Source organism: Pseudoclavibacter terrae (genome assembly GCF_008831075.1).
Lineage (GTDB): Bacteria > Actinomycetota > Actinomycetes > Actinomycetales > Microbacteriaceae > Pseudoclavibacter > Pseudoclavibacter terrae.
Map to the genome: position 1 here is coordinate 782,425 of NZ_WBJX01000001.1, position 24,202 is coordinate 806,626.

Genomic DNA, 24,202 nt, shown 5'->3' on the forward strand with positions numbered 1-24,202 from the left:
GACGGTCAACCATACATACATGGTTGACCGTCGTCAACTACCAGAAAGGGCCCCGCGAACGGGGCCCTGATCCTGCGTGCTGCCGACTACGGCGCAGTGCCTAGTCGATCTTGCGCTTGAGGTTGTCGAGGCCCTCCTTGGCGCCATCCTTGACATCCTCGACCTTGTCCTTGAACCCGGCCTTCGCCTGGTCGGATCGGCCCTCGGCCTTCAGCGACTCGTTGCCGGATACCGCCCCCGCGGCTTCCTTCGCGCGTCCGCCGAGGTCTTCTGACTTGTTCTCAATTCGATCGTCGATTCCCATGGGGGGATGCTCTCAGGACAAGTTGGGTGCAGGCTGAGGCGCGGTCTGGACGACACTGCCGGGCGAGGATGCCTGGGCGAGATCACGCCCGCGGGTGCTGCTCGGCGGAGACCGACAGTGCCTCGAACACGGCGGCGACCGCCTCGTCGTCGCTGACGCCCAGCTCGCGTGCCTCGACGGCGAACGCCCGCGCGGCTGCCGTGAGCCGCACATCCCCGTTCCGACCATCGGCAGTCACGAACGTGCCGGCGCGCCCGCGGCCCTCGACGACGCCCTGCTCCTCGAGCGCCGTGTAGCACTTCGCGACCGTGCCAGGCGCGACCCCGAGGGTCTCCGCGAGAGAACGCACCGGGGGAAGTCGCTCACCGGGCAGGAGGTCGCCGCGTTCGACGGCGAGGATGATCGCGTCACGCAGCTGCCTGCCCGGCGCCTTCGACGAGTCACCGCCGATCGCGAGGTGCTCGAAGAAGTCGCCGGTGCTCATGCGCGAGGCCGCTTGCCTGGGCTCGTGTTTTCGTCGATCGCGGTCTCCGAACCCAGCGAGATCTCCTCGTCGTCATCCGGCTCGACCAGGTCATCGAACATCGCCGCGCTGCCGGCCTCGTCGTGCTTCTTCGCACGCTGCGGGCCGAAGCCGAGCCACTTCCGAGTCGGGTAGTGGAGCTTCTCGCGTCGCCACCACAGCGTGGCGAGCACCAGCGTCGCGACGCTCGGCACGAGTGCAAGCCACGCGCCGTACGCAATCGGGTACTGGCCGTTCGCCGCATCCACACGCAGCGTCGCGAAGACGAACAGGAACAGGATGCCGAGCGTCGCGAGGGCAGCGTAGACCTGGAGGATCTTGGCCGAGATCACCGCGACACCGGAGATCCGCAAGATCAGCACCACGACGAGGCCGAGCAGGGGAATGGTCGGGACGAGCCCGAACAGGAAGGTGCCGAACCAGTTGTAGCCGAGCGCCTCGTCCATCTGGCTGAGGCCGGTGCCCGCCACGAACAACTGCCAGCCGTTGAGCGTCGGGGCGATGCGGTTGAGGGGGATCTCGGAGTTCCACCAGGGGAAGAACATCGTCACGAGCAGCAGCGCCGCCAGCACGCCGAACGCGATCTGCTTGGGGCGGTAGGCCGGGTACGACGACATCGCCGCCGTGTCCTCGACCAGCGAATCGTCGTCCTGCGCAGTAGCCATGCCCCCAGCCTACGAGGCAGGTTCGCAATCGTGGCTCCGAACGCGCAGACTGGATGCGGCCCCTCACGAGGCCGAACGGTCTCAGGCGGCGAGAGGGGCAGCATGACGGAACGACACCACAGGCCCGTGCGCGTGCCATCGCAGGCGTTCGAAGCGCTCATCGGCGCCGACGACCCCGCGGCGGTGAGCCGCGTCGCCCACGACACGGCAAGGGCGCTGCTGCAGCGTGCGCGCGGCGAGGGGGACCAGGCCGTCGTCGCGCGGCTTGTCGCCTACGCCGACGAGCACGGCATCGATGAGATCGCCGAGCTCTGGGCCGGCGCCAGCTCACGATCACTGCCTGGCGCACTGTGGCGTCTCTACCTGCTGCGGCAGGCCGTGCGAGCGAACCCCGCGGAGACGAGCTACCTCTTCCGTCGCGGCTACGAAGTCGACCGCTCGATCAGCTCCGTCGTCGCGGGAGCCGCCACACCGACTGGCCCAGAAGAGGTCGTCGCCCTCGCAGACGTCATCCTGCACGGCGCCTTCTCCGGAGACTTCGCGCTCGCGCTCGAGCGAGCAGCCGCCTTCTGCCGCGTCATGTCGCAGGGCGCGACGAGTCTCGCGAAAGACGAGGAAGGGCCCGCGCCGGCTCGGGCCAGGCAATCGACGCGTCGCGCCATCCGCTACCTCGAGATGGGCGACGACCTGCATGCCTCCGCCGGCATGTGGCGCCTCGACACCCTCGACTGAGCTCTCGCGCTCGCGCTGCCCGCTCGCGTTGCCTGCTCGCGCACGGGGCACCCGCCGGTTCGCCCCCGACTTCGCCCGAATGGCTGTCAGAGGAGCTCCTGGACCACCCTTTGGGGCAGGTCGCGTCCGGAGCGGGCGTTCGCGCGACCCTTTGCGGCGACTCGAATGCGGCATTACGCAGGACTTGTTCGCGGAGAGCCGATCCGGCTTCCGATGAGCCCGAGGTTCGGTAAACTCGACGTCGCCGGGCCGCAGTAACCCCGGGCTCCAATATTCGCCGCTGCGAGCGGCCTTCCGCCGAGAGGCGTTCCTGCGGCCTGGCTTTTCTCTTCCCTGCGGCCGCGCGCCGCTCCTCCGACTGAACCGCATCCGTCGTCTCTGGATGGAAACCTCGCATCGTTGCGGGAAGTTCTCCATCGCGAAGTGAGAATCCCATCCCGAGTCGGTGCGTCGCCGCCTCGCCTCGACTCCACCAGTTTCGAGATGGCTTTCGCGCTTCGGGATGCGTTGCAACCCATCTGCATGCGTGGAACCCACCCCGAATCGGGGAGATCGAGGCGTGGCTGCCGAGCGTAACGACGACCCAGGATGCGGGAGGAGAGCCACCCGCGCGCGGCGAGGAGACCACCGCGGCGCACGACGAAGGCCCCGGCGCGATTGCGCCGGGGCCTTCGTCGTGATGCGGGGGGACTGCGGTCTAGCCGAAGCGGCCCGAGACGTAGTCTTCCGTCGCCTGGACGGAGGGGTTCTCGAAGATGGTCTTCGTCGTGTCGTACTCGATGAGCTTGCCCGGCATGCCGGTGCCCGCGATGTTGAAGAAGGCGGTCTTGTCGGAGACGCGCGATGCCTGCTGCATGTTGTGCGTCACGATGACGATCGTGTACTCGGTCTTGAGGTCCTCGATGAGGTCCTCGATGGCGAGCGTCGAGATGGGGTCGAGCGCCGAGCAGGGCTCGTCCATGAGGAGCACGTCGGGGGAGACGGCGATCGCGCGGGCGATGCAGAGACGCTGCTGCTGGCCGCCGGAGAGTCCGGACCCTGGGAGATCGAGGCGGTCCTTGACCTCCTTCCAGAGGTTGGCACCCTGGAGCGACTTCTCGACGAGTGCGTCGGCGTCGCTCTTGGAGATCTGCGTGTTGTTGAGCTTCACTCCGGCGAGGACGTTCTCGCGGATCGACATGGTGGGGAACGGGTTGGGGCGCTGGAAGACCATGCCGACCTGACGGCGCACGAGGACGGGGTCGACGCCTGGGCCGTAGAGGTTGTTGCCGTCGATGAGGACTTCGCCGTCGACCCACGCCTTGGGGATGACCTCGTGCATGCGGTTGAGGGTGCGGAGGAAGGTCGACTTGCCGCAGCCTGATGGGCCGATGAAGGCGGTGACGCTGCGGGGCTCGATGATCATGGAGACGTCTTCGACGGCCTTGAACTTGTCGTAGTAGACGTTGAGGTCGTTGACTTCGATGCGCTTGGACACTGTATTTCCCTAACTTCCTGGCTGGTCGGCCTGGTCAGTCTGACCGGTTAGCCCTTGGGGGCGAAGAACTTGGTGATCATGCGTGCGAGCAGGTTGAGCAGCATGACGATGATGAGGAGGACGAGCGCGCCCGTCCAGGCGAGGTTGAGCATGTTCTCGGCTCCCGCGCCGACCTGCTGCGTGTACGAGCGGTAGACGAAGACGGGGAGGCTCATCATGGCGCCCTGGGTCATGTTGTAGTTCATGTAGATGTTGAACCCGGCCGCGATGAGCAGTGGCGCGCTCTCGCCGATGACGCGCGAGATGGCAAGCATGACGCCGGTCGTGATGCCGGCCAGTGCGGTTGGGAGCACGACCTTGGAGATCGTGAGCCACTTCGGCACGCCGAGCGCGTAGGAGGCCTCGCGGAGCTCGTTGGGGACGAGTCGGATCATCTCCTCCGAGGAGCGCACGACGGTCGGGATCATGAGGACGGTGAGGGCGATCGAGCCGGCGAGTCCCGTGCGCACGTTGGTGAGCGGGATGCCGAGCGTCTGCAGGATGAGCATGATCATCGTGTAGGCGAACAGACCGGCGACGATCGACGGAACGCCCGTCATGACGTCCACGAAGAAGTTGATGGCCCGGGACAGGCGGCCCTTGCCGTACTCGACGAGGTAGATCGAGGTGAAGAGGCCGATCGGCACCGAGATGAGGGTCGCGACGAGCGTGATGAGCAGTGTGCCCACGATGGCGTGGATGCCGCCGCCGCCTTCTGTGACGACGCCGACCATGGAGGACGAGAAGAAGGTCGGGTCGAAGCGGGCGACGCCGTTCGCGACGAGGGTGAACAGCAGCGACAGCAGCGGGACGAGGGCCAGGACGAATGCTGCGGTGACGAGCGAGGTCACGAAGCGGTTGGTGGCCTGGCGGGAGCCTTCGATGATGCGGGCGATGACCCACTGGCCCGCGATGTAGAAGATCGCGCCGAGGACCGCGAAGCCGGTCCAGTTGAACTCGCCTCCGCCTGCCGCGAGGAGCAGGGTGATGGCGGCCGAGAGCGCGAAGCCTCCGACGAGGATCGCGTACGGGCCCCACTTGGGGAGGCGGCCGTGCGTGAGCGGGTTGATCATCTCGGGAGCCGACTGGTTCTGGGCTGGTTTCTGCAGTGTTGAGGTCATCAGTTGGCTCCTGAGAATTCCTTGCGGCGGCTCACGATCCATCGTGCGAGGGAGTTCACGAGGAGGGTGATGGCGAAGAGCACGAGACCGGATGCGATGAGCACGTTGATGTCGAGGTTCGACGCCTCTGGGAAGGAGAGTGCGATGTTGGCGGCGATCGTCGACGGGTTGGTGTTCGACGTCAGCTGGAAGGTGATCACGCCGGTCGCGGAGAGCACCATGGCGACGGCCATGGTCTCGCCGAGGGCGCGTCCGAGGCCGAGCATGATGGAGGACACCATGCCGCCGCGCGCGAAGGGCAGCACGGCCATCTTGATCATCTCCCAGCGCGTGGCGCCGAGGGCGAGCGATGCCTCTTCGTGGAGGCGCGGCGTCTGGAGGAAGACCTCGCGGGTGAGGGCGGTGACGATGGGGAGCACCATGACGGCGAGCACGATGGCGGCGGTCAGGATGGTGCGTCCCGTCGCCGAGACCTGCCCCTGGAAGAAGGGCAGCCAGGAGAGGTTCTCGTTGAGCCAGACGTAGAAGGGCTGCACGAACGGTCCGAGCACGGTTGCACCCCAGAGGCCGAAGACGACCGAGGGAACTGCGGCGAGCAGGTCGATGACGTAGCCGAGGGGGGCTGCGAGCTTGCGCGATGCGTAGTGCGTGATGAAGAGGGCGACGCCGATGGCGACGGGGACTGCCATGAGCAGCGCGAGCAGCGAAGCCCACAGTGTTCCGAAGATGAGCGGCAGCACGTACCAGAAGAAGTTGCCTTCGGCCTCCGGCTCGGCGAGGTTGCTCGCACCGGCGACGAAGTGGCTGTTCTCAGCCGCGTCGGGGAAGAAGGCCGGGAGTCCCTGGAAGAGCAGGAAGAAGAACACGGCGGCGAGGATCGCGAGGATGAGCGATCCGGAGAACGTCGAGAGGAAGCTGAAGACGCGGTCGCCAGGACGCGACTTGGCCTTCACCGATGTGCCCGCATCTGGGGCGAGTTCTGCAGTCATCTGCTGAGGGTTTCCCTAAGTCATTTGGGTGGAGCGGGGCAAGAAGCTGAAGAGAGCCGAATCGCCCGGTGCCATGCTTTCACAGCACGGCACCGGGCTGAAACGGAACTTCAGTCCGCGCGGACTACTTGATGGCGTCGACTGCTGCCTGTGCCTGGGTGCGCAGGTCGTCCGAGATGGGCGCGGAGCCCGCGTTCTCGGCTGCTGCATCCTGCGCTTCGGGGCTGATGACGTAGTCGAAGTACGCCTTGACGTTGGCTCCGACGGCCGGGTCCGTGTACTCGGCGCAGCCGATGAGGTAGGAGACCAGGACGATCGGGTAGACGCCTTCAGCGGAGCGGTCGAGCTCGAACGAGAGGTCGGTCGCTGCGCGGCCTTCCTCGAGCGTGGAGTTGTCGACGACGGCGGCTGCCGCCTCGGGGGAGAGCTCGACGAACTCGGAGCCGGTCTGGATGGCGGCCGTGCTGAGGTCGCCGGCCGCGGATGCGTCGAGGTAGCCGATGGTGCCGTTGCCGGAGGTCAGCGCCTGCTGGACGCCGGGGGTCTCCTGGGCGCCTTCGCCGCCTTCGATGGGCCAGTCGTCGCTGTCCTCGAAGGTCCACACGTCGGGGGCTGCCTCGACGAGGTAGGACGTGAAGTTGCCCGTGGTGCCCGAGGTGTCGGAGCGGTGGACCGGCGTGATGGCGAGGTCGGGGAACGTGACGCCCGCGTTGAGCGCGGCGATCTCCGGGGCGTTCCAGTTGGTGATCTCGCCCTTGAAGATCTTGGCGAGGGTCGCGGGGTCGAGGTTGAGCGTGTCGACGCCCTCGACGTTGAATGCGACGGCGATGGGGGAGATGTAGGCGGGGATCTCGACGAGGTCGGTGCCGTCGACGCAGTTGCCGAAGCCGCCTGCTTCGATCTCTTCCATCTTGAACGCGCGGTCGGAGCCGATGAAGGCGGACGTGCCGTTCGTGAAGTCGGTGCGGCCGGCGCCGGAGCCGCCACCCGCGTAGTTGATCTGGATGCCTGGCTGCACCGACGCGAAGCCGGCGATCCAGGAGGTCTGAGCCGTGCCCTGTGACGATGCGCCGGAGGCAGCGAGTGAGCCCGTGAGCTGTTCTTCAGCTGGTGCGCTTCCTGGATCTCCAGCTGCCGGGCCTTCGTTGCCGGCGCAGGCAGCAAGCGTGAGTGCGGCGATTGCGGCCATGGCGACCGATGCGCCTACTCGCGTGAACTTCATGGAGTTTCCCTTCGGGGACAGGTGACATTCCGTTGGATCAGTTGCGATCCGTCGGTGACGCTATGCGCGAAGGGTGACGAGGAGGGGCGGGGAAAGTGAACGGAGGGTGAACGGGCTGGGAATGCGCGCAGATTTCACCCGCATCCGCTTACTTCATCTGCTCCAGGACGGGCTCGATCTGCGCCCGGAGGGTGGCGGAGATGGGCGCTGATCCGGCAGCCGCTGCCGATGCCGCCTGCCCTTCTTCGCTCACGACGTAGCTGAAGTAGGCCTTCGCGTTTGTGCCCTCGTCGGCGTCGGCGTACTCGGCGCAGCCGATGAGGTAGGAGACGAGCACGATCGGGTAGACGCCCGGCGTCGTGCGGTTGAGCTCGAAGGCGAGGTCGGTCGCGGCACGCCCGTCTTCGATCGTCGAGTTGTCGACGACGGCTGCGGCGGCTTCTGGGGAGAAGGGCACGTACTCGCCGCCGGTCTCGACTGCCGCCGTCGTGAGGCCGTCGGCCGCGGATGCATCCATGTACCCGATCGTGCCGTTGGCGCGGAGTGCCTGCTGCATGCCTGCGCTCTCCTGCGCGGCTTCGCCGCTCTCGACGGGCCACTCGTCGACTTCGCCGTAGCTCCAGGCGTCGCCGGCGGCCTCGTCCAGGTAGGCGGTGAAGTTGCCGGTCGTCCCGGACTTGTCCGAGCGGTGCACGGGGGTGATGGCGAGCGACGGCAGGGTGGCGTCCGGGTTCAGGGCGGCGATCTCCGGCGCGTCCCACGAGTCGATGTCTCCGGCGAAGATGCCGGCGATCGTCGCCGCGTCGAGGCGCAGCTCGTCGACGCCCTCAAGCGCGAAGGCGACGGCAATGGGAGAGATGTAGGCGGGGATCTCCACGAGGTCGCTGCCCTCTGCGCAGGTCCGGAACGGGCCCTCCTCGATCTCCTCGATGTCGAAGGCGCGGTCGGAGCCGATGAACGCGGAGGTGCCGTTCTGGAAGTCGGAACGTCCGGCGCCCGAGCCACCACCCGCGTAGTTCACTCGCACGTCAGGCTCGATGGGATAGAAGCCCGCGATCCACGCGGTCTGCGCGACGCCCTGCGAGGAGGCGCCAGAGGCGCTCAGCACGCCGGAGAGGTGCTGCGAGCGCGGGTCCTTGCTGACAGAGATCTCGTTGAGCGCGCATCCGCTCGTCACGAGAACGGTGGTTGCGAGGAGCGCCAGGGCGGCGAGTGCTCGGGAGTGGTGCATCGAGTTCCTTCTGCCATCAGGTGTCAGGCGATCGCAAGATCCGCCTGCATCAGTATGGACGAGAAGTGGACGGGACGTGACGCGCGGGTGAACGGATGGGCCCCCGCGCAGGCGTATCCGACGGCATGGATCAGGTGATCGGACCGTGCGTCTCGGCGGCGACGACGCCCGCCCTCGGGTGGTTGACGGGCACGTGGATGACGGAGCACTCACCGGTCGAGAGCATGGCGTGACGCGCGAGCGAGCTCGGGCGCGTCGCCGTGTACAGGGCGATGGAGCGGACGATGGCGGGCATGACCGGGGAATGGCTGCAGATCACGGTGCTGCGGCGCTTCGCGATGAGCTTCCGGACGACCTCGTCGAGCTCCTCTTCGTCTCGCGTGTAGGAGCCCTGCGCGATGCTGCGCTCGACCTGCGGCGTCAGCCCCAGGAGCGAGCTGATGGGGGCGACCGTCGAGCGGCAGCGGACCGCGTTCGAGGTGATGACGGCCTCGGGCCCGAACGCCCGGAGGATCGGCACGACGGTCTCGGCCTGCTCGAGGCCGCGCGCTGTGATCGGGCGGGAGTCGTCGTCGCCCGGCCACGACTGCGGGGGCACGGCCGTCGCGTGGCGCAGCACGAGGATGGCGAAGGTCCGGTGCAGTCCGCGACGGTACCTGTCGGCGAAGACCTCGAGCAGCTCGCGGTCCCTGTCGTAGCTGAGGAGCTTCTTGGCCTTCTTGAGGGAGACCCACTCGATGGCGTCCACCTCGTCGTTCGGTTCGAAGACGTGCGCCTCGAAGGATGCTTCGTCGACCTCCGCGGTCCAGTAGTGGACCTCTTTCGGTCGGCCGTTCGGCATGACGTACTCGATGTATCCGAGCGGCGCGCCGAGCTTGGCCTCGTAGCCGGTCTCCTCCTCGACCTCGCGTGCCGCGGTCTCCGGCAGCGTCTCGCCGGGGTCGACCTTGCCCTTCGGCAGCGAGTAGTCTCCGTGGCGCCCACGATGGATGACCAGCACCTTGAGCTTGTCGTCTGCAACGTCCTCGTGCCACAGCACAGCGCCTGCCGCGTAGACGGTGCGCGAGGCGGCAGGGGTGTCGATCGTCATCCGGTCAGGCCAGCGTGGTGGGCCTGCGACGCTTGCTGATGCGTCGCATCATCTCGTCGTGGAGGTCGGTGAGGCGCTGCCCGTTCTCGTCTCTGGCGTGGCGGACCCATTCGGCATCAGAGCCGAGGTGCCAGGTCGCGGTCGTGTCGTCCATCGCGAGGTCGAACATCGCCGCGATGTCGGCGGCGTGGTGCTCGTCGATGATGCGCACGAGCGCTTCGATGCGGCGGTCGAGGTTTCGGTGCATCATGTCGGCTGAGCCGATGAAGACGCGTTCGTCGCCGTCGTTCGCGAAGCAGAAGATGCGGGAGTGCTCGAGGTAGCGGCCGACGACGGAGCGCACGCGGATGGTCTCGCTGAGGCCGGGGACTCCTGGGCGGAGGCCGCAGATGCCGCGGACCCAGATGTCGACGGGCACGCCCGCCTGGCTCGCGCGGTAGAGGGCGTCGATGATCTCCTCGTCGACCATGGAGTTGACCTTGATGCGGATGCGGCTCGGCTTGCCGTCGAGCGCGTTCTTGCGCTCCTTGTCGATGAGGTTGAGGAGTCCGGGGCGCAGGTGCATGGGGGCGACGAGGAGTCGCGTGAACTTGCGCTCGATGGCGTAGCCGGAGAGCTGGTTGAAGAGGCGCGTGATGTCGCGGGAGATCTTCTCGTTGCAGGTGAAGAGGCCGAGGTCCTCGTAGATGCGGCTCGTCTTCGGGTTGTAGTTGCCCGTGCCGATGTGGTTGTACATCTTGAGCTCGTTGTCTTCCTTGCGGATGACCTGGAGGAGCTTGCAGTGGGTCTTGAGCCCGACGGTTCCGTAGACGACGTGCACGCCGGCCTTCTCGAGCTTGCGTGCCCAGACGATGTTGTTCTGCTCGTCGAAGCGCGCTTTGATCTCGACGAGGACCAGCACCTGCTTGCCGGATTCGGCCGCCTTGATGAGGGCGTTCACGATGGGGCTGTCGCCTGACGTGCGGTAGAGGGTCTGCTTGATGGCGAGCACGTTCGGGTCGGCTGCGGCCACCTCGAGGAAGGCCTGCACGCTCGTGGAGAACGCCTCGTACGGGTGCTGGACGAGCACGTCGCGGCGCGCGATCGCACCGAACATGTCCGGCTTCTCGTCGCTTTCGGACGTGCGGAACGCCGCTGCGGTGACGGGCACGTGCGTCGGGTACTTCAGGTCCGGCCGGTTGATCGCGCCGAGCGCGAAGAGGCCGCCCAGGTCGAGTGGGCCGGGGAGGACGTACACCTCGTTGTGGGTGATGTCGAGCTCGGTCATGAGGAGTTCGAGCGTCTCGTCGTCCATGTCGTTGGACACTTCGAGGCGGATGGGCGGGCCGAAGCGGCGCCGCAGGAGCTCCTTCTCGAGGGCCTGCAGGAGGTTCTCGGTCTCGTCCTCCTCGATCGTCATGTCCTCGTTGCGGGTGAGGCGGAACGCGTGGTGATCGAGGATCTTCATGCCGGGGAAGACGTGACCGAGGTGCTGCGCGATGAGGTCTTCGAGCAGGATGAAGCGCGCCTTGCCGTGGTCGGACTGCAGCGGGTAGAACCGCGGGAGCACGGGCGGCACCTTGAGGCGCGCGAACTCCTCCTTCTCGCTGCGCGGGTTGTAGACGCGCACGGAGATGTTGAGGGAGAGCCCAGAGATGTAGGGGAACGGGTGCACCGGGTCGACGGCGAGCGGCATCAGCACTGGGAAGATCTGCTCGTCGAAGAGGTCGCCGAGCTCGACGCGTTCGGCGTCGGAGAGCTCGTCCCAGCTGACGATGTGGATGCCCTGGTCGGCGAGCTCCGGGCGCACGCTGTCGTTGAAGATCGCCGCGTGCCGCTTCTGCAGCTCGTAGGCCTTGGATCGGATGGTGTCGAGGGCCACCTGCGGCGGGACGCCGGCGGGGGTCGGGACGGCGAGGCCGGTCGCGATGCGGCGCTTGAGGCCGGCGACGCGCACCATGAAGAACTCGTCGAGGTTCGAGGAGAAGATCGCGAGGAAGTTCGCCCGCTCGAGGAGCGGCGTCGACGGGTCCTCGCCGAGCTCGAGCACACGCTGGTTGAAGGCGAGCCAGCTGAGCTCGCGGTCGACGAAGCGGCTTCGCGGCATGTCCGGCGAGTCTGCACCGGCCTCGGGTGCGCGGAGTTCGATTGTCATGCGGTCATCCTTGCAGGTGTGCGGTGAAGAACGGTGCCTCGATGCGACGGTCCCGCAGGATCGAGATGATCCTGCGGGGGTGAAGCTCAGCAGACCCATTCAAACGGTTCATGAACGGCGGTGTCGGTACTGCACGTCGATCGAGAGCTGCTCGTAGCCGAGGGAGCGGTAGAGCGCGAGCGCTGCCGTGTTGTCGCCCTCCACGTACAGCGAGGTCTTGCTGGCGCCCGTCGCGTGCATCCGCTGCAGGCCGGCCTGCATGAGGGCACGGCCGAGCCCGCGGCCCGCTGCCTCCGGCGCGATGCCGACGACGTAGATCTCGACCTCGTCGCCTTCTCGCTTGAGCCAGTTGTAGCCCAGGAGGGTGCCGTCCTCGTCGCGCAGGAGCAGGAAGTCGTCGGCGTCGAACCAGTCGGTCGACCGTCGGGCGTCGAGGCCTGCGGCGTCGAGCGCGCCCTGTTCTGGGTGACTGCGGAACACGATGGCGTTCAGCGCCAGGAAGTCGTCGGCATCCGCGTCCGTGAAGGGCGCGATGGTGAGCCCGTCGGGGGGAGGGGTCGCACCGGCGTCGGCATCGGTGATCGGCCGCCCGAGCTTGAGGAGCGTTCGCACGGCCTCGAGGCCCCGGCTCTCGGCGAGCGCCGATGCGCCCGGCAGGTTCCCGTGGGCCCAGAGGACCGGGGGAGCGGCGGCCGAGGAGACTGCGTCGTAGAGCCGTCCACCGAGGCCTGCTCGGCGGTGCGCTGGATGCACGACCAGCTCGCCCTCGACCGTTCCGTCGCCGAGGTCCCTCGTGAGCGCCACGGCGACGAGCTGACCCGAGTCGTCGACGGCGGCGAGCCGCCGAGCGTCGAGCGACAGCATCGTGTCCTCGTTGAACGGAGAGACGCCGTCCGCGGACAGCGCGGCGTCGGCGATGGCGCGGATCTCGTCGCCGCGAGCGTCGGCCGACGCCGTGGTGGAGATCTCGGGGGTTTCGGGCATCTCGGCTCCTAGGCCTTGGCGGTCGCGTCGTCTGCGTGGCCCGTGGCTGAGGGCTCGTCGCGTGAGGCCTCGCCCCCGCGCAGCAGGCGATAGCCGACATTGCGGACCGTGCCGATGACGCTCTCCTGGTCTCCGAGCTTCGCGCGGAGACGCCGAACATGCACGTCGACCGTGCGCGTGCCGCCGAAGTAGTCGTACCCCCACACCTCGCTCAGCAGCCGCTCCCGCGTGAACACGTGGTCGGGATGCGAGGCGAGATAGCGCAGCAGCTCGAACTCCTTGAAGGTGAGGTCGAGGGTGCGCCCGCGATACCTGGCGGTGTAGCTGTGCTCGTCGATCGTGAGGGGGCCGATGGCGATCGTGCCGCTCGGCTCCTCCACCGCGGCCTGCGGACGCAGGAGACGGATGCGCGCATCCACCTCCGCCGGTCCCGCTGTGCGCAGGATGACGTCACCGATGCCCCAGTCGGAGGAGATGGCCGGGAGGCCGCCCTCCGTGATGGCGAGCAGCACCGGAACCGAGGACTCGATGGTGTTGAGCACCCCGCACAGGCGCTTCGCGCTCGGGAGGTCGCTGGTGCCGTCGATGATGTTGGCGTCGGCTTGGGGGGCCGAGGCGAGGGCGGATGCGGTCGGAGGGAGCACCCGGACGCGGTGCGCCAGCAGAGTGAGGGAAGGGAGAGCGTGCTCGACGCCGCCGGCGCTGAACAAGAGGACGTCTGCCAAATGTGGCCTCCTCGATGTTTGGTCGGACTCGCTCGCTAGTCTACGCACCCTCGGGACAGCTCCAGCGTGCACAATGGGGCAATGACCCGCGAACGAGTGAGCATTGGCATCGTCTGGCTGGCGGCCATCGTCGGAGTATTCGGCGTCGCGGTCCTCGCTGACCCGTCGCGGCATCTGGTCTGGGTGAGCATTCTGATGCTGACGCTCATCTGCCTCACCTGCCTCCTCCAGCTCCGCTTGCAGGAGAGCGACGGGTTCATCATGAGGATGAGCCTCAGCCTCGTCGGGGCCCTCGTCGTGCTCGGCGTCGCGTCCCTCGGCTTCGCGCTGCTCGGCGGAGACGCGGTCGTCGGCACGCCGAGCCACAGCTAGACGCGCCGCCTCTCGCGTGCATCCGCACTGACTCTCGCGTGCATCCGCACTGACTCTCGCGTGCATCCGCACTGACTCTCGCGTGCATCCGCACGGCTAAGATGGTCGGCATGGACACCGTGCTTGTTATCGAAATCATCTTCACCGGGCTGCTGGTGCTCGCGCTCGCCGCCATCAGCTTCGTCTCCGTTGTCGTGCTCAAGAACCTCTTCAAGGGCCAGAACTAAGCAGCCCAGCGGAGCGACACCGCAGCCGGATCGAGAGGAAACCCCCGATGGTCTACGACATCCCCACTGACCTCCCGCCCGAGATCGTGCCGCTCTCCTGGCTGCTCGGCGTGTGGGAGGGAACCGGACACGTCGAGTACAAGGTGGGCGAGGAAGTGCGCGAGCAGGCGTTCCGCCAGCGCGTGAGCTTCAGCCACGACGGCCTTCCGTACCTCAACTACTCCGCTCAGCTGTGGCTCGAGGAAGGCACGGGCGACGAGCCCGTGCAGATCCCGCTCACGGGCGAGACGGGGTTCTGGCGGCTGGCTCGCACCCGGGACGACGGCGATGTCGGTCCCGGCTATCTGCCCCCGACCGCCCCGGCGACGATCACGGACGCCGATGGCGTCGAGGGGCTGCGCGACGATGACCAGGCGTTCCCGCTCGAAGTGTCGATCGTGCACCCGACGGGACTCCTCGAGCGGTACAGCGGCAGCGCCAGAGGCCCGCGCATCGACCTCAAGACCGAGGAAGTCCTGCTCGCGCCCGGCGCGAAGGAGTTCACCGCATCCACTCGCATGTACGGCTTCGTCGCGGGCGAGCTGCTGTGGGCGTGGGATATCGCAGCCCTCGGCCAGGAACTGGCGACGCACGCGTCGGCGAAGCTGGCCAAGCTTGACTGAGCACGCGGTTCCCAGCAGCTCGGCGGGTGACGCCGACGAGCCCCAGCCGTATCGCTCGCCGTTCCTCGCGCTTCCCGGCGCGGTGGAGGGCGTCGGCATCGACGCTGGTGTCGCCTGGCACTACGGGCACGTGACGGCCGACCAGCGCGACCTCGCTGCCGGTCGCTCGGTCGTGGATGCATCGCACCTCGGGATCATCCGCCTCACCGGCGGTGACAGGCTCAGCTGGCTCGACTCGCTCACCTCGCAGCGCCTCACGACGCTCCAGCCCGGCGAGAGCGCAGAGACGCTGCTCCTCGACATCCAGGGTCACATCGAGCACGGCGCGGCCGTCATCGACGACGGCACCGCCACCTGGCTGATCACGGAGCGCGACTCTGCCCCCGCCTTCGCGGCATGGCTGAACCGGATGCGGTTCATGCTCGACGTGCAGCTGGCCGAGGTGACCGGCGAGTTCGCCGTGATCGCGACGCTCGGTGAGCTGGACCTCGGTGCAGCTGACCCGAACGGCACCCCACTCGTGTGGAGCGACCCGTGGGCCGCACCGCCGGAGCACGGCTGGAGCTACTCGGCGCACCCGGTCGTGCCCGCCGGTGGTGTCGCCGACGCGCACCCGGGGGCCGACTTCCCCCTGAAACTGCACGTCGTCGAACGGGCAGGGCTGCAGACTCTCGTCGACCGCGCCTCGTCCGGTGCGCTGCCCATCGCGGGCATGCACGCGCTGGAGGCGCTGCGCATCGCCGCCTGGCGGCCTCGCCTCGGTGCCGAGGTCGATTCGCGCGCGATCCCGCACGAGTTCGACTGGCTCCGCAGCGCTGTGCACCTGGAGAAGGGCTGCTACCGCGGACAGGAGACCGTCGCGAAGGTGCACTTCCTGGGGCGCCCGCCGCGCAGGATCGTCCTGCTCGACCTCGACGGCTCGCTCGGCGAGCTTCCCGAGGTCGGGAGCACCCTGTCGGTCGAGGGCGACGCCGGGGCGCAGACGGTCGGACGAATCAGCTCCGTGGCCATCCATCACGAGGACGGCCCCATCGCACTCGCGCTCGTGAAGCGCTCCCTCCCGGAGAACGTCACCCTCGTCGCGCACCTCGCTGACGAGCAGCAGGTGACGGCGAGCGCCACGACGATCGTCTCGCCGGGTGCGGGACGAGCGGCCGAGGTACCTCGGCTGCCGCGCCTCGAGCGCCGCGGGCAGTAGACGTGGCGGCTCCGGCTGTCGGCGTCGGGGCCGCGCTCGCTCGCGTGCGCGCCTCCCTGCCGGCGGTCGTGCAGATCACGGCCGCCGCGTTCGTGGCCTACGCGATCGCGCACTGGGGGCTGGGGCATCCCATACCGTTCCTCGCGGTGACGGTGGCGATCACGAGTCTCGGGCTGCAGCGGGATGCGCGTCCCCGTCGCGTGTTCGACACGGCGCTCGGCATCACCTTCGGTGTGCTGCTCTCCAACCTGTCGCTGGTCCTCTTCGGGCGCGGTGTCTGGCAGGTCGCGGTCGTGCTCGCGGTCGTGCTGCTGCTCGGCCGGCTCGTGCACCCCAGCCCGGGCTTCGCGATCGGCGCGGCCGTGCAGGCATCGCTCGTGCAGCTCATCCCCGTGCAGGGCGTGGCCGAGTACTCGCGGCTCCTAGACGCGGTCATCGGGGGAGCGGTCGCGATCGCGGCCACGGCGCTCGTGCCGCGCAACGCGGCGGCGCTCGCGAAGAACGAGGCCAAGGGCCTCATCGGGGCGCTGGCGCAGGCACTCGGCGACATCTCGCAGGCGCTGCGTCGCGGCGACAGTGACGCAGGGCTCGCCGCGCTGGAGGAGCTGCGCCGGACGCAGGACACGCTCGACGCCTGGTCGACGGAGCTCGAGAGCGCCGCATCCATCGCCCGCCTGTCGCCGTTCATGCGCCACCACCGAGGGCGAGTCGATCGCCTGGTGGAGCTCCGCACGAGCATCGACCTCGCAACTCGGAACCTGCGCGTGCTCGCGCGTCGCGCCTGGTCGCTGTCCTGGGACGGCCGCCACCGTGAGGAGCTCGCTGACCTCCTCGGCGACATCCAGTCGGGCATGCTCGAACTGCGACTCGGCCTCGACGACGACGCCATGCTGCACCAGTCTCGGCAGACGCTGCTCATCGCGGCGGCGCGACTGGAACCCGACCACCTCCATGGGGCGCAGCTCGCCGATTCCGTGCTGCTCATGCAGTGCAGGCCCCTCGTCGTCGACCTGCTCATCGCGAGCGGCATGGACCCGGAAGCTGCCCGCACCGCGCTCCCCGAGGTCAAGTAGCCTTCCTCACGTCGGTCGCTGCCTGCGGCGACCTTCTTCCGCCCCGCGCGATTTTCCGCCGCGCTCTCGCGCCGATCGCTGCCAGTGAAGTGGCCGTTCTGGCCGATTCGGAAGGGCCGTTCGGCTGGCAGCGATCAGCGGATGAGGGGCGGGGCGCCGCGACAGGGCTCGGGGCGGGGGCTAGGGCTGGGGGCGGTGGCTAGGGGCGGGGCAGTGCGAGGGCCCCGGAGGAAGGGGCCACCGCGTCCCAGGCGACGGTGACCTCACCGAGCCGCCAGCGCTTGGAGGAGTCGACGAGCGGCCAGCCGGCCGCGCGCATCCGCTCGCACACGGCGAGGAAGCGCTGCCTGGCGCCGAACGTCTGCCGCGGGGCCTCGCGCTGCCAGGCGTCGTCGAGCGCCCGCAGGTAGTCGTGCACCCCTTCGCCGGACACGTTGCGGTGGATGAGGGCCTTCGGCAGGCGCTCGGCGACGACCAGCGGCGATTCGAGGCTCGCCGTGTGCAGCGAGACCGTGAACGTGCGGGGTCCGCCGGCGTCGATGCCCACCCAGGACGACACGCGCCCGACCTCGTTGCACGTTCCCTCGACCAGCAGTCCGCCCGGCGCGAGTCGCGCGGTCATGCGCGACCAGGCATCGGCGACCTCCGCCTCGTCGTACTGACGCAGCACGTTCATGGCGCGGATCACGGCGGGCGCCTCCGACTTCGGCGTCGGCACCTCGAACCCGCCGACCGCGAACGAGACCCGGCCGGCCAGCTCCGGCCGCTCGGCGAGCTGCTGTCTGGCGAGCGCCACGCGCCCCGGGTCGATCTCGAGTCCGTGCACGCGGACCTGCGGGACAGCACGCCCGAGGCGCTCGGCCAGCTCGAACGCCGTCGCCCCGCTCGCCCCGTAGCCGAGGTCGACGACCAGCGGGCGCTCGGCGGACGACAGGGCCGGATGCTGCGCGATCCAGCGGTCGACGCGACGCAGACGGTTCGTCCCCGTCGTCCCGCGCGTGAGTCGACCCAATGGCATGCGACAAGACTATTGAGCCACCGAGACTATTTCAGCGCGCGACGACCCCGCGTCGCACACGGGCCAGCCCCACTCGGTACGCTTGGACGCATGACTGAAGCGCTGACCCTCATCCTGGTCCGTCACGGACAGAGCGAGTGGAACGAGAAGAACCTCTTTACCGGCTGGGTGGACGTTGAGCTCACCGAACAGGGCCGGGAGGAGGGGGCCCGCGCGGGCCGCCTCATCCGCGAGTCCGGCCTCAAGCCGAACGTGCTCTACACGTCGCTGCTCACACGCGCCATCGACACCGCCAACCTCGCGCTCAAGGAAGCTGGCCGCGGCTGGATCGACGTCAAGCGCACCTGGCGCCTCAACGAGCGCCACTACGGCGACCTGCAGGGCAAGGACAAGGCCCAGGTCCGCGACCAGTACGGCGAAGAGCAGTTCATGGAGTGGCGTCGCTCGTACGACACCCCGCCGCCCGCCCTCGACGACAGCAGCGAGTTCTCGCAGGCCCACGACGAGCGCTACGCAGATCTCGGTGACGAGCTGCCACGCACCGAGTGCCTCAAGGACGTGCTCGTGCGGTTCCTGCCCTACTGGGAAGAGGAAGTCCTGCCGACGCTCGTCCAGCGCGGCACGGTCATGGTCGCCGCGCACGGCAACAGCCTCCGCGCGCTCGTGAAGCACCTCGAGGGCATCAGCGACGACGACATCGCCGCCGTCAACATCCCGACCGGCATGCCCCTCGTGTACCGCTTCGACCCCGAGACGCACGAGGTGCTCGGCAAGGGCGAGTACCTCGACCCGGAGGCGGCAGCAGCGGGAGCCGCCGCCGTCGCCTCGCAGGGCAAGTAGCGCCGAGCGAACCCCAGGCCCACGCAGGGCCGCACGAACGAGGAGCTCCCCGTCAGCGGACGGGGAGCTCCTCGTCTGCGATCACCGGTGACGAGGAAGACCGTCAGTCGTGCTCGTGCTCGTGCTCGTGCTCGTGCTCGTGGTCGTGCTCGTGCTCATGCTCATCTTCCAGGAGCATCCCGACCGAGGTCGCGCAGGCATCGCCCTTCCATGCCTCGATGCCCTCGCGAACGGCGAAGGCGGCGATGACGAGCCCGGCCACCGCGTCGGCCCAGGCCAAGCCGAAGAGCGAGTTCAGGACGAGGCCGAGGAGGACGGCGGCGGACAGGTAGGTGCAGATGAGGGTCTGCTTGGAGTCTGCCACGGCCGTCGCCGAGCCCAGCTCGTGCCCGGTGCGCCGCTCGATGAGCGACAGGAACGGCATCAGGATGACGCTCACGGCTGCGAGCACGATGCCGACGGTGCTGTGCTCGACCTCGGAGCCCGAGGTGAGCGCGAGCACCGAGCTGACCGTGACGTAGGCGGCGAGCGCGAAGAAGGCGATCGCGATGACGCGCAGCGTCGGCTTCTCCCAGCGCTCCGGATCCTCTCGCGTGAACTGCCAGGCGACTGCGGCGGCCGAGAGCACCTCGATGATCGAGTCGAGGCCGAACCCGATGAGGGCCGCCGAGGATGACGCCGCGCCCGCACTCAGCGCGACGGCCGCCTCGATCACGTTGTAGGCGATCGTGAAGGCCACGACCATGCGGATGCGCCGGTGCAGCAGCGCGCGGCGCGCCTCCCCGTCGGCGCTCGCGGCACCGATGCCGCCAGGACTGGTGTCTGCCGCGGCCTTCGCCGTCGAGTCGAATCGCTCGGTCACGAGACAGGCTCGCAGCAGCCTGGCACGGGGCAGGACGTGTCCTGGCACGGGGCGGCCTCGTCGACGGCGAGGACGACGCCGACGAGCGTCGTGAGCGACTGGGTCAGGTGCGGGTCGGCGATCTCGTACCGCGTCTGCCTTCCCTCCGGCGTCCCGACGACGATGCCGCAGTCCCGGAGGCAGGTCAGGTGGTTCGACACGTTCTGTCGGGTCAGTCCCAGGTCCGAGGCGAGGCGCGCGGGGTAGTCCGGGCCGTCCAGCAGGCGCATGAGGATGCGTGACCGCGAGGGATCGGCCATGGCGCGCCCGAGGCGGTTCATGACCTCGAGGCGTGAGGTGGTCGCGGTTGTCATGCCCCCATTAATACAGCGCGGGCTGTATTAAGCAAGCCGCGGGCGTCGACCTGCGACTGGGGAGAGACGACGGCACCCCTGCTCGCTGCCGTTCCGGGAGGAACGGCGGCGGCAGGGGTGCCGTCGGTGCTGTGGTGCTCTGCTGCTAGGCGCCCGGGGTGACCGGGGCGACAGGCGTGGACGGCTCCTTCTCCTGCATCCACTCGCCGCTCGTGAGGTACTGCACCTTCTGCGCGATCGAGACCGCGTGGTCGGCGAAGCGCTCGAAGTAACGGCTCGCGAGCGTCGCGTCGACGACCTCGACGCTCTGCGCCTGGATGTCATCGGACAGGAGCGCGTCGAACGTGCTGCGGTGCAGGTCGTCGATCTGCGTGTCGCTCGCCTTGATCTCGTCGGCGATGCGGTTCGTCTCCTCGTCGTTGCCCGCGTCGAGCAGAGCCACGAGCTGACGCGCAACCGCGACGTCGAGTCGGCTCATCTCAGCGAAGACCGGACGGAGCGTGTTCGGGCCGACGCCGCCCGGGAAGCGGTAGCGGGCGAGCGCCGCGATGTGGGCCGCGAGGTCGCCCATGCGCTCGAGCGACGAGCTGATGCGCAGCGCGCTCACGACGAGTCGGAGGTCGCGTGCCACGGGGGACTGGCGGGCGATGATCTCGATGGTGTGCTCATCGAGGGCGATCGCGAGCTCGTCGATGCGGGCATCGTCGGAGATGACCTGCTCGGCGAGGGCCACGTCGGACGTGGTGAACGCAACGGCGGCGCGCTGCATGGCGGACTCGACGTGGCGGGCGATCTCCACGAGGCCGTTGCTGACCTCAGCGAGTTCCTGCTGGAAAACTTCGCGCATGTTTATCCTCTGTTTCGTGGCAACGAGCGATGTGCCGCTGCCCGTAGTTCTGGGAAGACCGGTCGTCCAGTGCCTTGGGAGTGACGCTGCCTTCGCGGGCGAGTCTACGGAGCCAAGGTAACGGACTCGTGTACGACGGGTGACGCATCCGCTGGCCCATATGCTGGGCACATGGACTCGTCCGTCGCAGTGGTCCTTGCGATCGTACTCGGCTTCCTCTTGGGTGCAGGTTTCGTCTGGCTGCTCCACGTCGCCTCAGTACGGCAGGCAAAGGCGCGAGCTGCATTCTCACCCCGCCTCCCAGAGGGCATCGAGCATCTGCTCGGCGCCCTCGACTCGATCGTGATCGTCACGGACCCTTCGAGGAACGTCTACCAGTCGTCCCCGGGAGCCACCTCGAAGGGCCTCGTCCGACCAGGTGGGCGCCTCGACGAGCGCGTCGGTGCCGTCGTCGACGAGGCCAGAAGGGAGGGCGAGGCCGTCACCCGTGACCTGGAGATCGCGCGTGGCCCGTTCGGCCGCTCCGAGATCCACGTCCGCGTGCGAGCCGCGCCCCTCTCCACCAGGTTCTTCCTGGTGCTGGCCGAGGACCGGACCGAGGCGCTGCGCGTCGAGAGCGTGCGGCGGGACTTCGTCGCCAACGTCAGCCACGAGCTCAAGACGCCGATCGGGGCGGTCACGCTGCTCGCCGAGGCGATCGCGGAGTCCGCGGGCGATGAAGAGCAGGTCAAGTACTTCACCGGGCGCCTCAGCAAGGAGAGCCTGCGCCTCGCATCCATCACCAACGAGCTCATCGAGCTGTCGAGGCTGCAGTCGAGCGACTCCCTCGCGCATCCGGAGCTGATCTCCATCCATGAGATTCTCTCACTCGCCGTCGACCAGTCACGCGTGCCAGCTGACGTCGCCGGTGTCGAGATCGTGCTCGGCGACGACGTGGATGCGTTCGTGTACGGCGAGCGGACCCACCTGCTCATGTGCTTCACGAACCTCGTCTCCAACGCCGTCCAGTACTCCTCGACGAACTCGCGCATCGGCATCGGCACGCGGCTCGTCGACGACACGGTCGAGGTCGCGATCTCCGACCAGGGCATCGGCATCGCCCCGGAGGACCAGGGGCGGATCTTCGAGCGGTTCTTCCGCGTCGATCAGGCGCGCTCCCGACGGACCGGCGGGACCGGCCTCGGGCTCAGCATCGTTCGACACGTCGCCGAGAACCACGGTGGAGACGTCCGAGTCTGGTCGCAGCTCGGCAAGGGGTCGACCTTCACCGTGCGACTGCCCTCCGCGGACTCCGTCGTCGAGGAGATCGACCTGCAGCGGTTCACCGAGCGGCGCTCCGCCTGAGCAGATCCGCACCGTGCGGGCCGTGACGCGCCGGTCCGCGCGCACGTCACTCAATGTTCACGAAAGATATGCACAATGACCACCGTGACCCGCATCCTCCTCGTCGAAGACGAATCAGCACTGCATGAGCCGCTCTCCTTCCTCCTCGGACGGGAGGGATACGCCGTCGCCGTCGCCGAGACCGGCCTTGACGCCCTCGATCTGTTCGACCGCGACGGCGCCGACCTGGTGCTCCTCGACCTCATGCTCCCCGGCGTTCCAGGCACCGAGGTGTGCAAGCAGATCCGCCTCACGTCGAAGGTGCCGATCATCATGCTCACGGCGAAGGACAGCGAGGTCGACATCGTCGTGGGGCTCGAGCTCGGCGCCGACGACTACGTCACGAAGCCGTACTCGACGCGGGAGCTGCTGGCGCGAGTGCGTGCCGTGCTCCGACGCAACGAGCAGGAGGAGGAGGGCGAGGACGACAGCATCATCGAGGTCGGCGAGGTGCGCATGGACCTCGACCGTCACACGCTCGAGGTCTCGGGCAAGGTGACGCCGATGCCGCTCAAGGAGTACGAGCTCCTCGAGTACCTCATGCGCAACTCGGGACGCGTGCTCACCCGCGGGCAGCTCATCGACCGCGTCTGGGGCCCCGACTACTACGGCGACACGAAGACGCTCGACGTGCACATCAAGCGCATCCGCAGCCGCATCGAGGAGAAGCCGTCGACGCCGGTCAGGCTCGTCACCGTTCGAGGTCTCGGCTACCGCTACGAGGGCTGAGCCGGCCCCAGGCCTCGCGCCGGGGGAACGCGAGAAGGGCGCATCCGGATGGATGCGCCCTTCTCGGCGGTGTGCGGGTGGCCGCTAGGCTGTGCCGCCCTCTTCCGGCTCCTCGGTCGGGGCCGGAGTGGGGGCGATGCTCGGCGGCGCGGCCGGCGGCTCGGTCTGGGCCGGGCCGGGCACGAGCGTCGAGTACTCCGGCAGCGTGCCGTCGAGCACGGGAACGTTCACGGCCTGCACCGACTGCTCGCCGTCGAGTGTCGCGGTGAACGTCACCTCGTGGGTCGAGCCCGGGACGAAGTCCATGCCCTCGAGGAGCACGCTGGCGCCCTCGCCGAAGCCGACCTGGGTCACGCCTGCCGCGGCGTCGACGGGAACGGTCACGACGACGTCCTGCTCGACGCCGTTGATGAGCCCCGTGTAGGTGATGTCGAGCGAGCCAGCGCTGCCCGTGTGGTTGACGACCGCGAAGACGAGGTTGGCGCGGTCGGTCACGTCGGTACCCGTCAGCGTGTCGGTGATGAGGATCGCGTTGCGAACCTCGAGCTCGCCCACGTTGGCGTTCGTGCCGTCACTCGCCGAGTACTGGGTCGTCGTGCGCTGGGGGGAGATGTAGTTGCAGCCGGCAAGCCCAACCGCGACTACGGCGGCAAGGGTGACGGACGCGACGGCGCGGATCTTCACGTCTGGAGCCTCCAGGTTCGGACCGTGCGGCTGTCGCCGCACGAATTCACAGGATGCAGGAAGCCTATCTGATCTGGGTGCGGCTCCCGGACGACGCGGCGGCGGACTCTACCACTTCCACCCTCGGATGGGCCCTTTTGACATGGTACTCTTAGGTGCCGAAAGGGGCTTGTATTTATGCAGTTTGAGGTCGGGGAGACAGTCGTCTATCCCCATCACGGCGCGGCCACCATCTCAGAGGTGAAGATCCGAGTCATCAAGGGTGAAGAGAAGACGTTCCTCAAGTTGAACGTTGCACAGGGAGACCTCGTCATCGAGGTCCCTGCTGACAACGTCGACCTGGTCGGAGTGCGCGATGTCATCGGACAGGACGGTCTCGACCGTGTGTTCGAGGTTCTGCGAGCCCCCATCACCGAGGAACCGACGAACTGGTCCCGCAGGTACAAGTCGAACCTTGAGAAGCTCGCCTCCGGCGACGTCATCAAGGTGTCCGAGGTCGTTCGCGACCTCTGGCGGCGCGACCAGGATCGGGGTCTCTCCGCTGGAGAGAAGCGGATGCTCGCGAAGGCCAGGCAGATCCTCGTCTCGGAGCTCGCACTCGCGGAGAAGACCGACGAGGAGAAAGCCGGAGACGTGCTCGACAAGGTCCTCGCGTCCTAGTCGGCTGACACCGGCGGTCTCCCTCGGGACTGCCGTTCGGCACACGCCACACGCTTCG

Annotated in this window: 26 protein-coding genes; 9 read left to right on the forward strand and 17 right to left on the reverse strand. The window is 68.2% G+C overall.

Annotated elements, in window-relative coordinates; all coding sequences use genetic code 11:
• Positions 1-100 precede the first annotated feature (100 nt).
• The 3 genes from F8O03_RS03625 to F8O03_RS03635 all read right to left on the reverse strand — a co-directional run bounded on the left by F8O03_RS03625 (position 101) and on the right by F8O03_RS03635 (position 1,492).
• Complete coding sequence (locus F8O03_RS03625; RefSeq protein ID WP_104253912.1) at positions 101-304, reverse strand: CsbD family protein; 204 nt, start codon at positions 302-304, stop codon at positions 101-103.
• 82 nt (positions 305-386) lie between these two features.
• Positions 387-788 carry a GntR family transcriptional regulator gene (locus F8O03_RS03630; protein WP_151422488.1) on the reverse strand — a complete coding sequence of 134 codons (402 nt, stop codon included), beginning with the start codon at positions 786-788 and terminating at the stop codon, positions 387-389.
• A complete protein-coding gene (locus tag F8O03_RS03635) occupies positions 785-1,492 on the reverse strand; it encodes a hypothetical protein (protein ID WP_151422496.1) in 708 nt (235 codons plus the stop codon). Before F8O03_RS03635 ends, F8O03_RS03630 begins: the two co-directional genes overlap by 4 nt.
• A gap of 102 nt (positions 1,493-1,594) precedes the next feature.
• Here F8O03_RS03635 and F8O03_RS03640 point away from each other — a divergent pair, with 102 nt between their 5' ends.
• A complete protein-coding gene (locus tag F8O03_RS03640; protein ID WP_151422504.1) occupies positions 1,595-2,224 on the forward strand; it encodes a DNA-directed RNA polymerase subunit beta in 630 nt (209 codons plus the stop codon).
• Positions 2,225-2,921: 697 nt separating this feature from the next.
• Here the strand turns inward: F8O03_RS03640 and pstB are convergent.
• From pstB to F8O03_RS03685, 9 genes are all read right to left on the reverse strand, one after another.
• A complete protein-coding gene (gene pstB / locus F8O03_RS03645; RefSeq protein ID WP_104253908.1) occupies positions 2,922-3,701 on the reverse strand; it encodes a phosphate ABC transporter ATP-binding protein PstB in 780 nt (259 codons plus the stop codon).
• 47 nt (positions 3,702-3,748) lie between these two features.
• A complete protein-coding gene (gene pstA, locus F8O03_RS03650; protein ID WP_104253907.1) occupies positions 3,749-4,861 on the reverse strand; it encodes a phosphate ABC transporter permease PstA in 1,113 nt (370 codons plus the stop codon).
• Positions 4,861-5,850, reverse strand: a complete 990-nt coding sequence (pstC, locus tag F8O03_RS03655) for a phosphate ABC transporter permease subunit PstC (protein WP_151422511.1) — start codon at positions 5,848-5,850, stop codon at positions 4,861-4,863. The genes pstA and pstC overlap by 1 nt, the downstream gene beginning before the upstream one ends.
• A 124-nt stretch (positions 5,851-5,974) precedes the next feature.
• Entirely contained in the window at positions 5,975-7,072 is a 1,098-nt protein-coding gene (locus tag F8O03_RS03660) for a phosphate ABC transporter substrate-binding protein PstS (RefSeq protein ID WP_151422519.1), read from the reverse strand.
• A gap of 148 nt (positions 7,073-7,220) precedes the next feature.
• Positions 7,221-8,303 (reverse strand): phosphate ABC transporter substrate-binding protein PstS, encoded by a 1,083-nt coding sequence (locus tag F8O03_RS03665; RefSeq protein WP_104253904.1) that lies wholly within the window; start codon positions 8,301-8,303, stop codon positions 7,221-7,223.
• 130 nt (positions 8,304-8,433) lie between these two features.
• A complete protein-coding gene (locus F8O03_RS03670) occupies positions 8,434-9,393 on the reverse strand; it encodes an NUDIX hydrolase (RefSeq protein ID WP_104253903.1) in 960 nt (319 codons plus the stop codon).
• 4 nt (positions 9,394-9,397) lie between these two features.
• Positions 9,398-11,527 carry an RNA degradosome polyphosphate kinase gene (locus F8O03_RS03675; RefSeq protein ID WP_151422525.1) on the reverse strand — a complete coding sequence of 710 codons (2,130 nt, stop codon included), beginning with the start codon at positions 11,525-11,527 and terminating at the stop codon, positions 9,398-9,400.
• A gap of 108 nt (positions 11,528-11,635) precedes the next feature.
• Complete coding sequence (mshD, locus tag F8O03_RS03680) at positions 11,636-12,511, reverse strand: mycothiol synthase (protein ID WP_151422532.1); 876 nt, start codon at positions 12,509-12,511, stop codon at positions 11,636-11,638.
• Between the two features lie 8 nt (positions 12,512-12,519).
• Entirely contained in the window at positions 12,520-13,236 is a 717-nt protein-coding gene (locus F8O03_RS03685; protein WP_244295889.1) for a winged helix family transcriptional regulator, read from the reverse strand.
• 81 nt (positions 13,237-13,317) lie between these two features.
• Between F8O03_RS03685 and F8O03_RS17985 the strand changes: the two genes are divergently transcribed.
• The 4 genes from F8O03_RS17985 (at position 13,318) to F8O03_RS03700 (ending at position 16,768) form a co-directional block, all read left to right on the forward strand.
• Positions 13,318-13,608, forward strand: coding sequence for a hypothetical protein (locus tag F8O03_RS17985; RefSeq protein ID WP_167516421.1), 291 nt, complete (start codon positions 13,318-13,320; stop codon positions 13,606-13,608).
• A gap of 274 nt (positions 13,609-13,882) precedes the next feature.
• A complete protein-coding gene (locus F8O03_RS03690; protein ID WP_104253899.1) occupies positions 13,883-14,497 on the forward strand; it encodes a heme-binding beta-barrel domain-containing protein in 615 nt (204 codons plus the stop codon).
• Positions 14,490-15,695: a CAF17-like 4Fe-4S cluster assembly/insertion protein YgfZ gene (gene ygfZ / locus F8O03_RS03695; RefSeq protein ID WP_151422546.1), complete on the forward strand. Its 1,206-nt coding sequence runs from the start codon at positions 14,490-14,492 to the stop codon at positions 15,693-15,695. The genes F8O03_RS03690 and ygfZ overlap by 8 nt, the downstream gene beginning before the upstream one ends.
• A 2-nt stretch (positions 15,696-15,697) precedes the next feature.
• Positions 15,698-16,768 carry an FUSC family protein gene (locus F8O03_RS03700; RefSeq protein ID WP_151422553.1) on the forward strand — a complete coding sequence of 357 codons (1,071 nt, stop codon included), beginning with the start codon at positions 15,698-15,700 and terminating at the stop codon, positions 16,766-16,768.
• A gap of 199 nt (positions 16,769-16,967) precedes the next feature.
• Here the strand turns inward: F8O03_RS03700 and F8O03_RS03705 are convergent, their stop codons facing one another.
• Positions 16,968-17,786 carry a class I SAM-dependent methyltransferase gene (locus F8O03_RS03705; RefSeq protein ID WP_151422559.1) on the reverse strand — a complete coding sequence of 273 codons (819 nt, stop codon included), beginning with the start codon at positions 17,784-17,786 and terminating at the stop codon, positions 16,968-16,970.
• A 90-nt stretch (positions 17,787-17,876) separates the two neighbouring features.
• Between F8O03_RS03705 and F8O03_RS03710 the strand changes: the two genes are divergently transcribed.
• A complete protein-coding gene (locus tag F8O03_RS03710) occupies positions 17,877-18,626 on the forward strand; it encodes a phosphoglyceromutase (RefSeq protein ID WP_151422566.1) in 750 nt (249 codons plus the stop codon).
• 103 nt (positions 18,627-18,729) lie between these two features.
• Here F8O03_RS03710 and F8O03_RS03715 read toward each other — a convergent pair whose 3' ends face one another.
• From F8O03_RS03715 to phoU, 3 genes are all read right to left on the reverse strand, one after another.
• Positions 18,730-19,371, reverse strand: coding sequence for a cation efflux transmembrane domain-containing protein (locus F8O03_RS03715; RefSeq protein ID WP_151423094.1), 642 nt, complete (start codon positions 19,369-19,371; stop codon positions 18,730-18,732).
• A gap of 113 nt (positions 19,372-19,484) precedes the next feature.
• Positions 19,485-19,841, reverse strand: a complete 357-nt coding sequence (gene cmtR / locus F8O03_RS03720) for a Cd(II)/Pb(II)-sensing metalloregulatory transcriptional regulator CmtR (RefSeq protein WP_151422573.1) — start codon at positions 19,839-19,841, stop codon at positions 19,485-19,487.
• A 145-nt stretch (positions 19,842-19,986) separates the two neighbouring features.
• Positions 19,987-20,688, reverse strand: a complete 702-nt coding sequence (phoU, locus tag F8O03_RS03725) for a phosphate signaling complex protein PhoU (protein ID WP_104241934.1) — start codon at positions 20,686-20,688, stop codon at positions 19,987-19,989.
• Positions 20,689-20,859: 171 nt separating this feature from the next.
• Between phoU and F8O03_RS03730 the strand changes: the two genes are divergently transcribed.
• The gene (locus F8O03_RS03730; protein WP_151422581.1) at positions 20,860-22,032 is read left to right on the forward strand and encodes a sensor histidine kinase; all 1,173 of its coding nucleotides are present in this window, start codon (positions 20,860-20,862) and stop codon (positions 22,030-22,032) included.
• An 84-nt stretch (positions 22,033-22,116) separates the two neighbouring features.
• Positions 22,117-22,800: a response regulator transcription factor gene (locus tag F8O03_RS03735; RefSeq protein ID WP_151423095.1), complete on the forward strand. Its 684-nt coding sequence runs from the start codon at positions 22,117-22,119 to the stop codon at positions 22,798-22,800.
• Between the two features lie 84 nt (positions 22,801-22,884).
• Here F8O03_RS03735 and F8O03_RS03740 read toward each other — a convergent pair whose 3' ends face one another.
• Complete coding sequence (locus F8O03_RS03740) at positions 22,885-23,484, reverse strand: DNA modification methylase (protein ID WP_151422588.1); 600 nt, start codon at positions 23,482-23,484, stop codon at positions 22,885-22,887.
• 177 nt (positions 23,485-23,661) lie between these two features.
• Here F8O03_RS03740 and F8O03_RS03745 point away from each other — a divergent pair, with 177 nt between their 5' ends.
• Complete coding sequence (locus F8O03_RS03745; RefSeq protein ID WP_068479837.1) at positions 23,662-24,144, forward strand: CarD family transcriptional regulator; 483 nt, start codon at positions 23,662-23,664, stop codon at positions 24,142-24,144.
• The last annotated feature ends 58 nt before the right edge of the window (positions 24,145-24,202 follow it).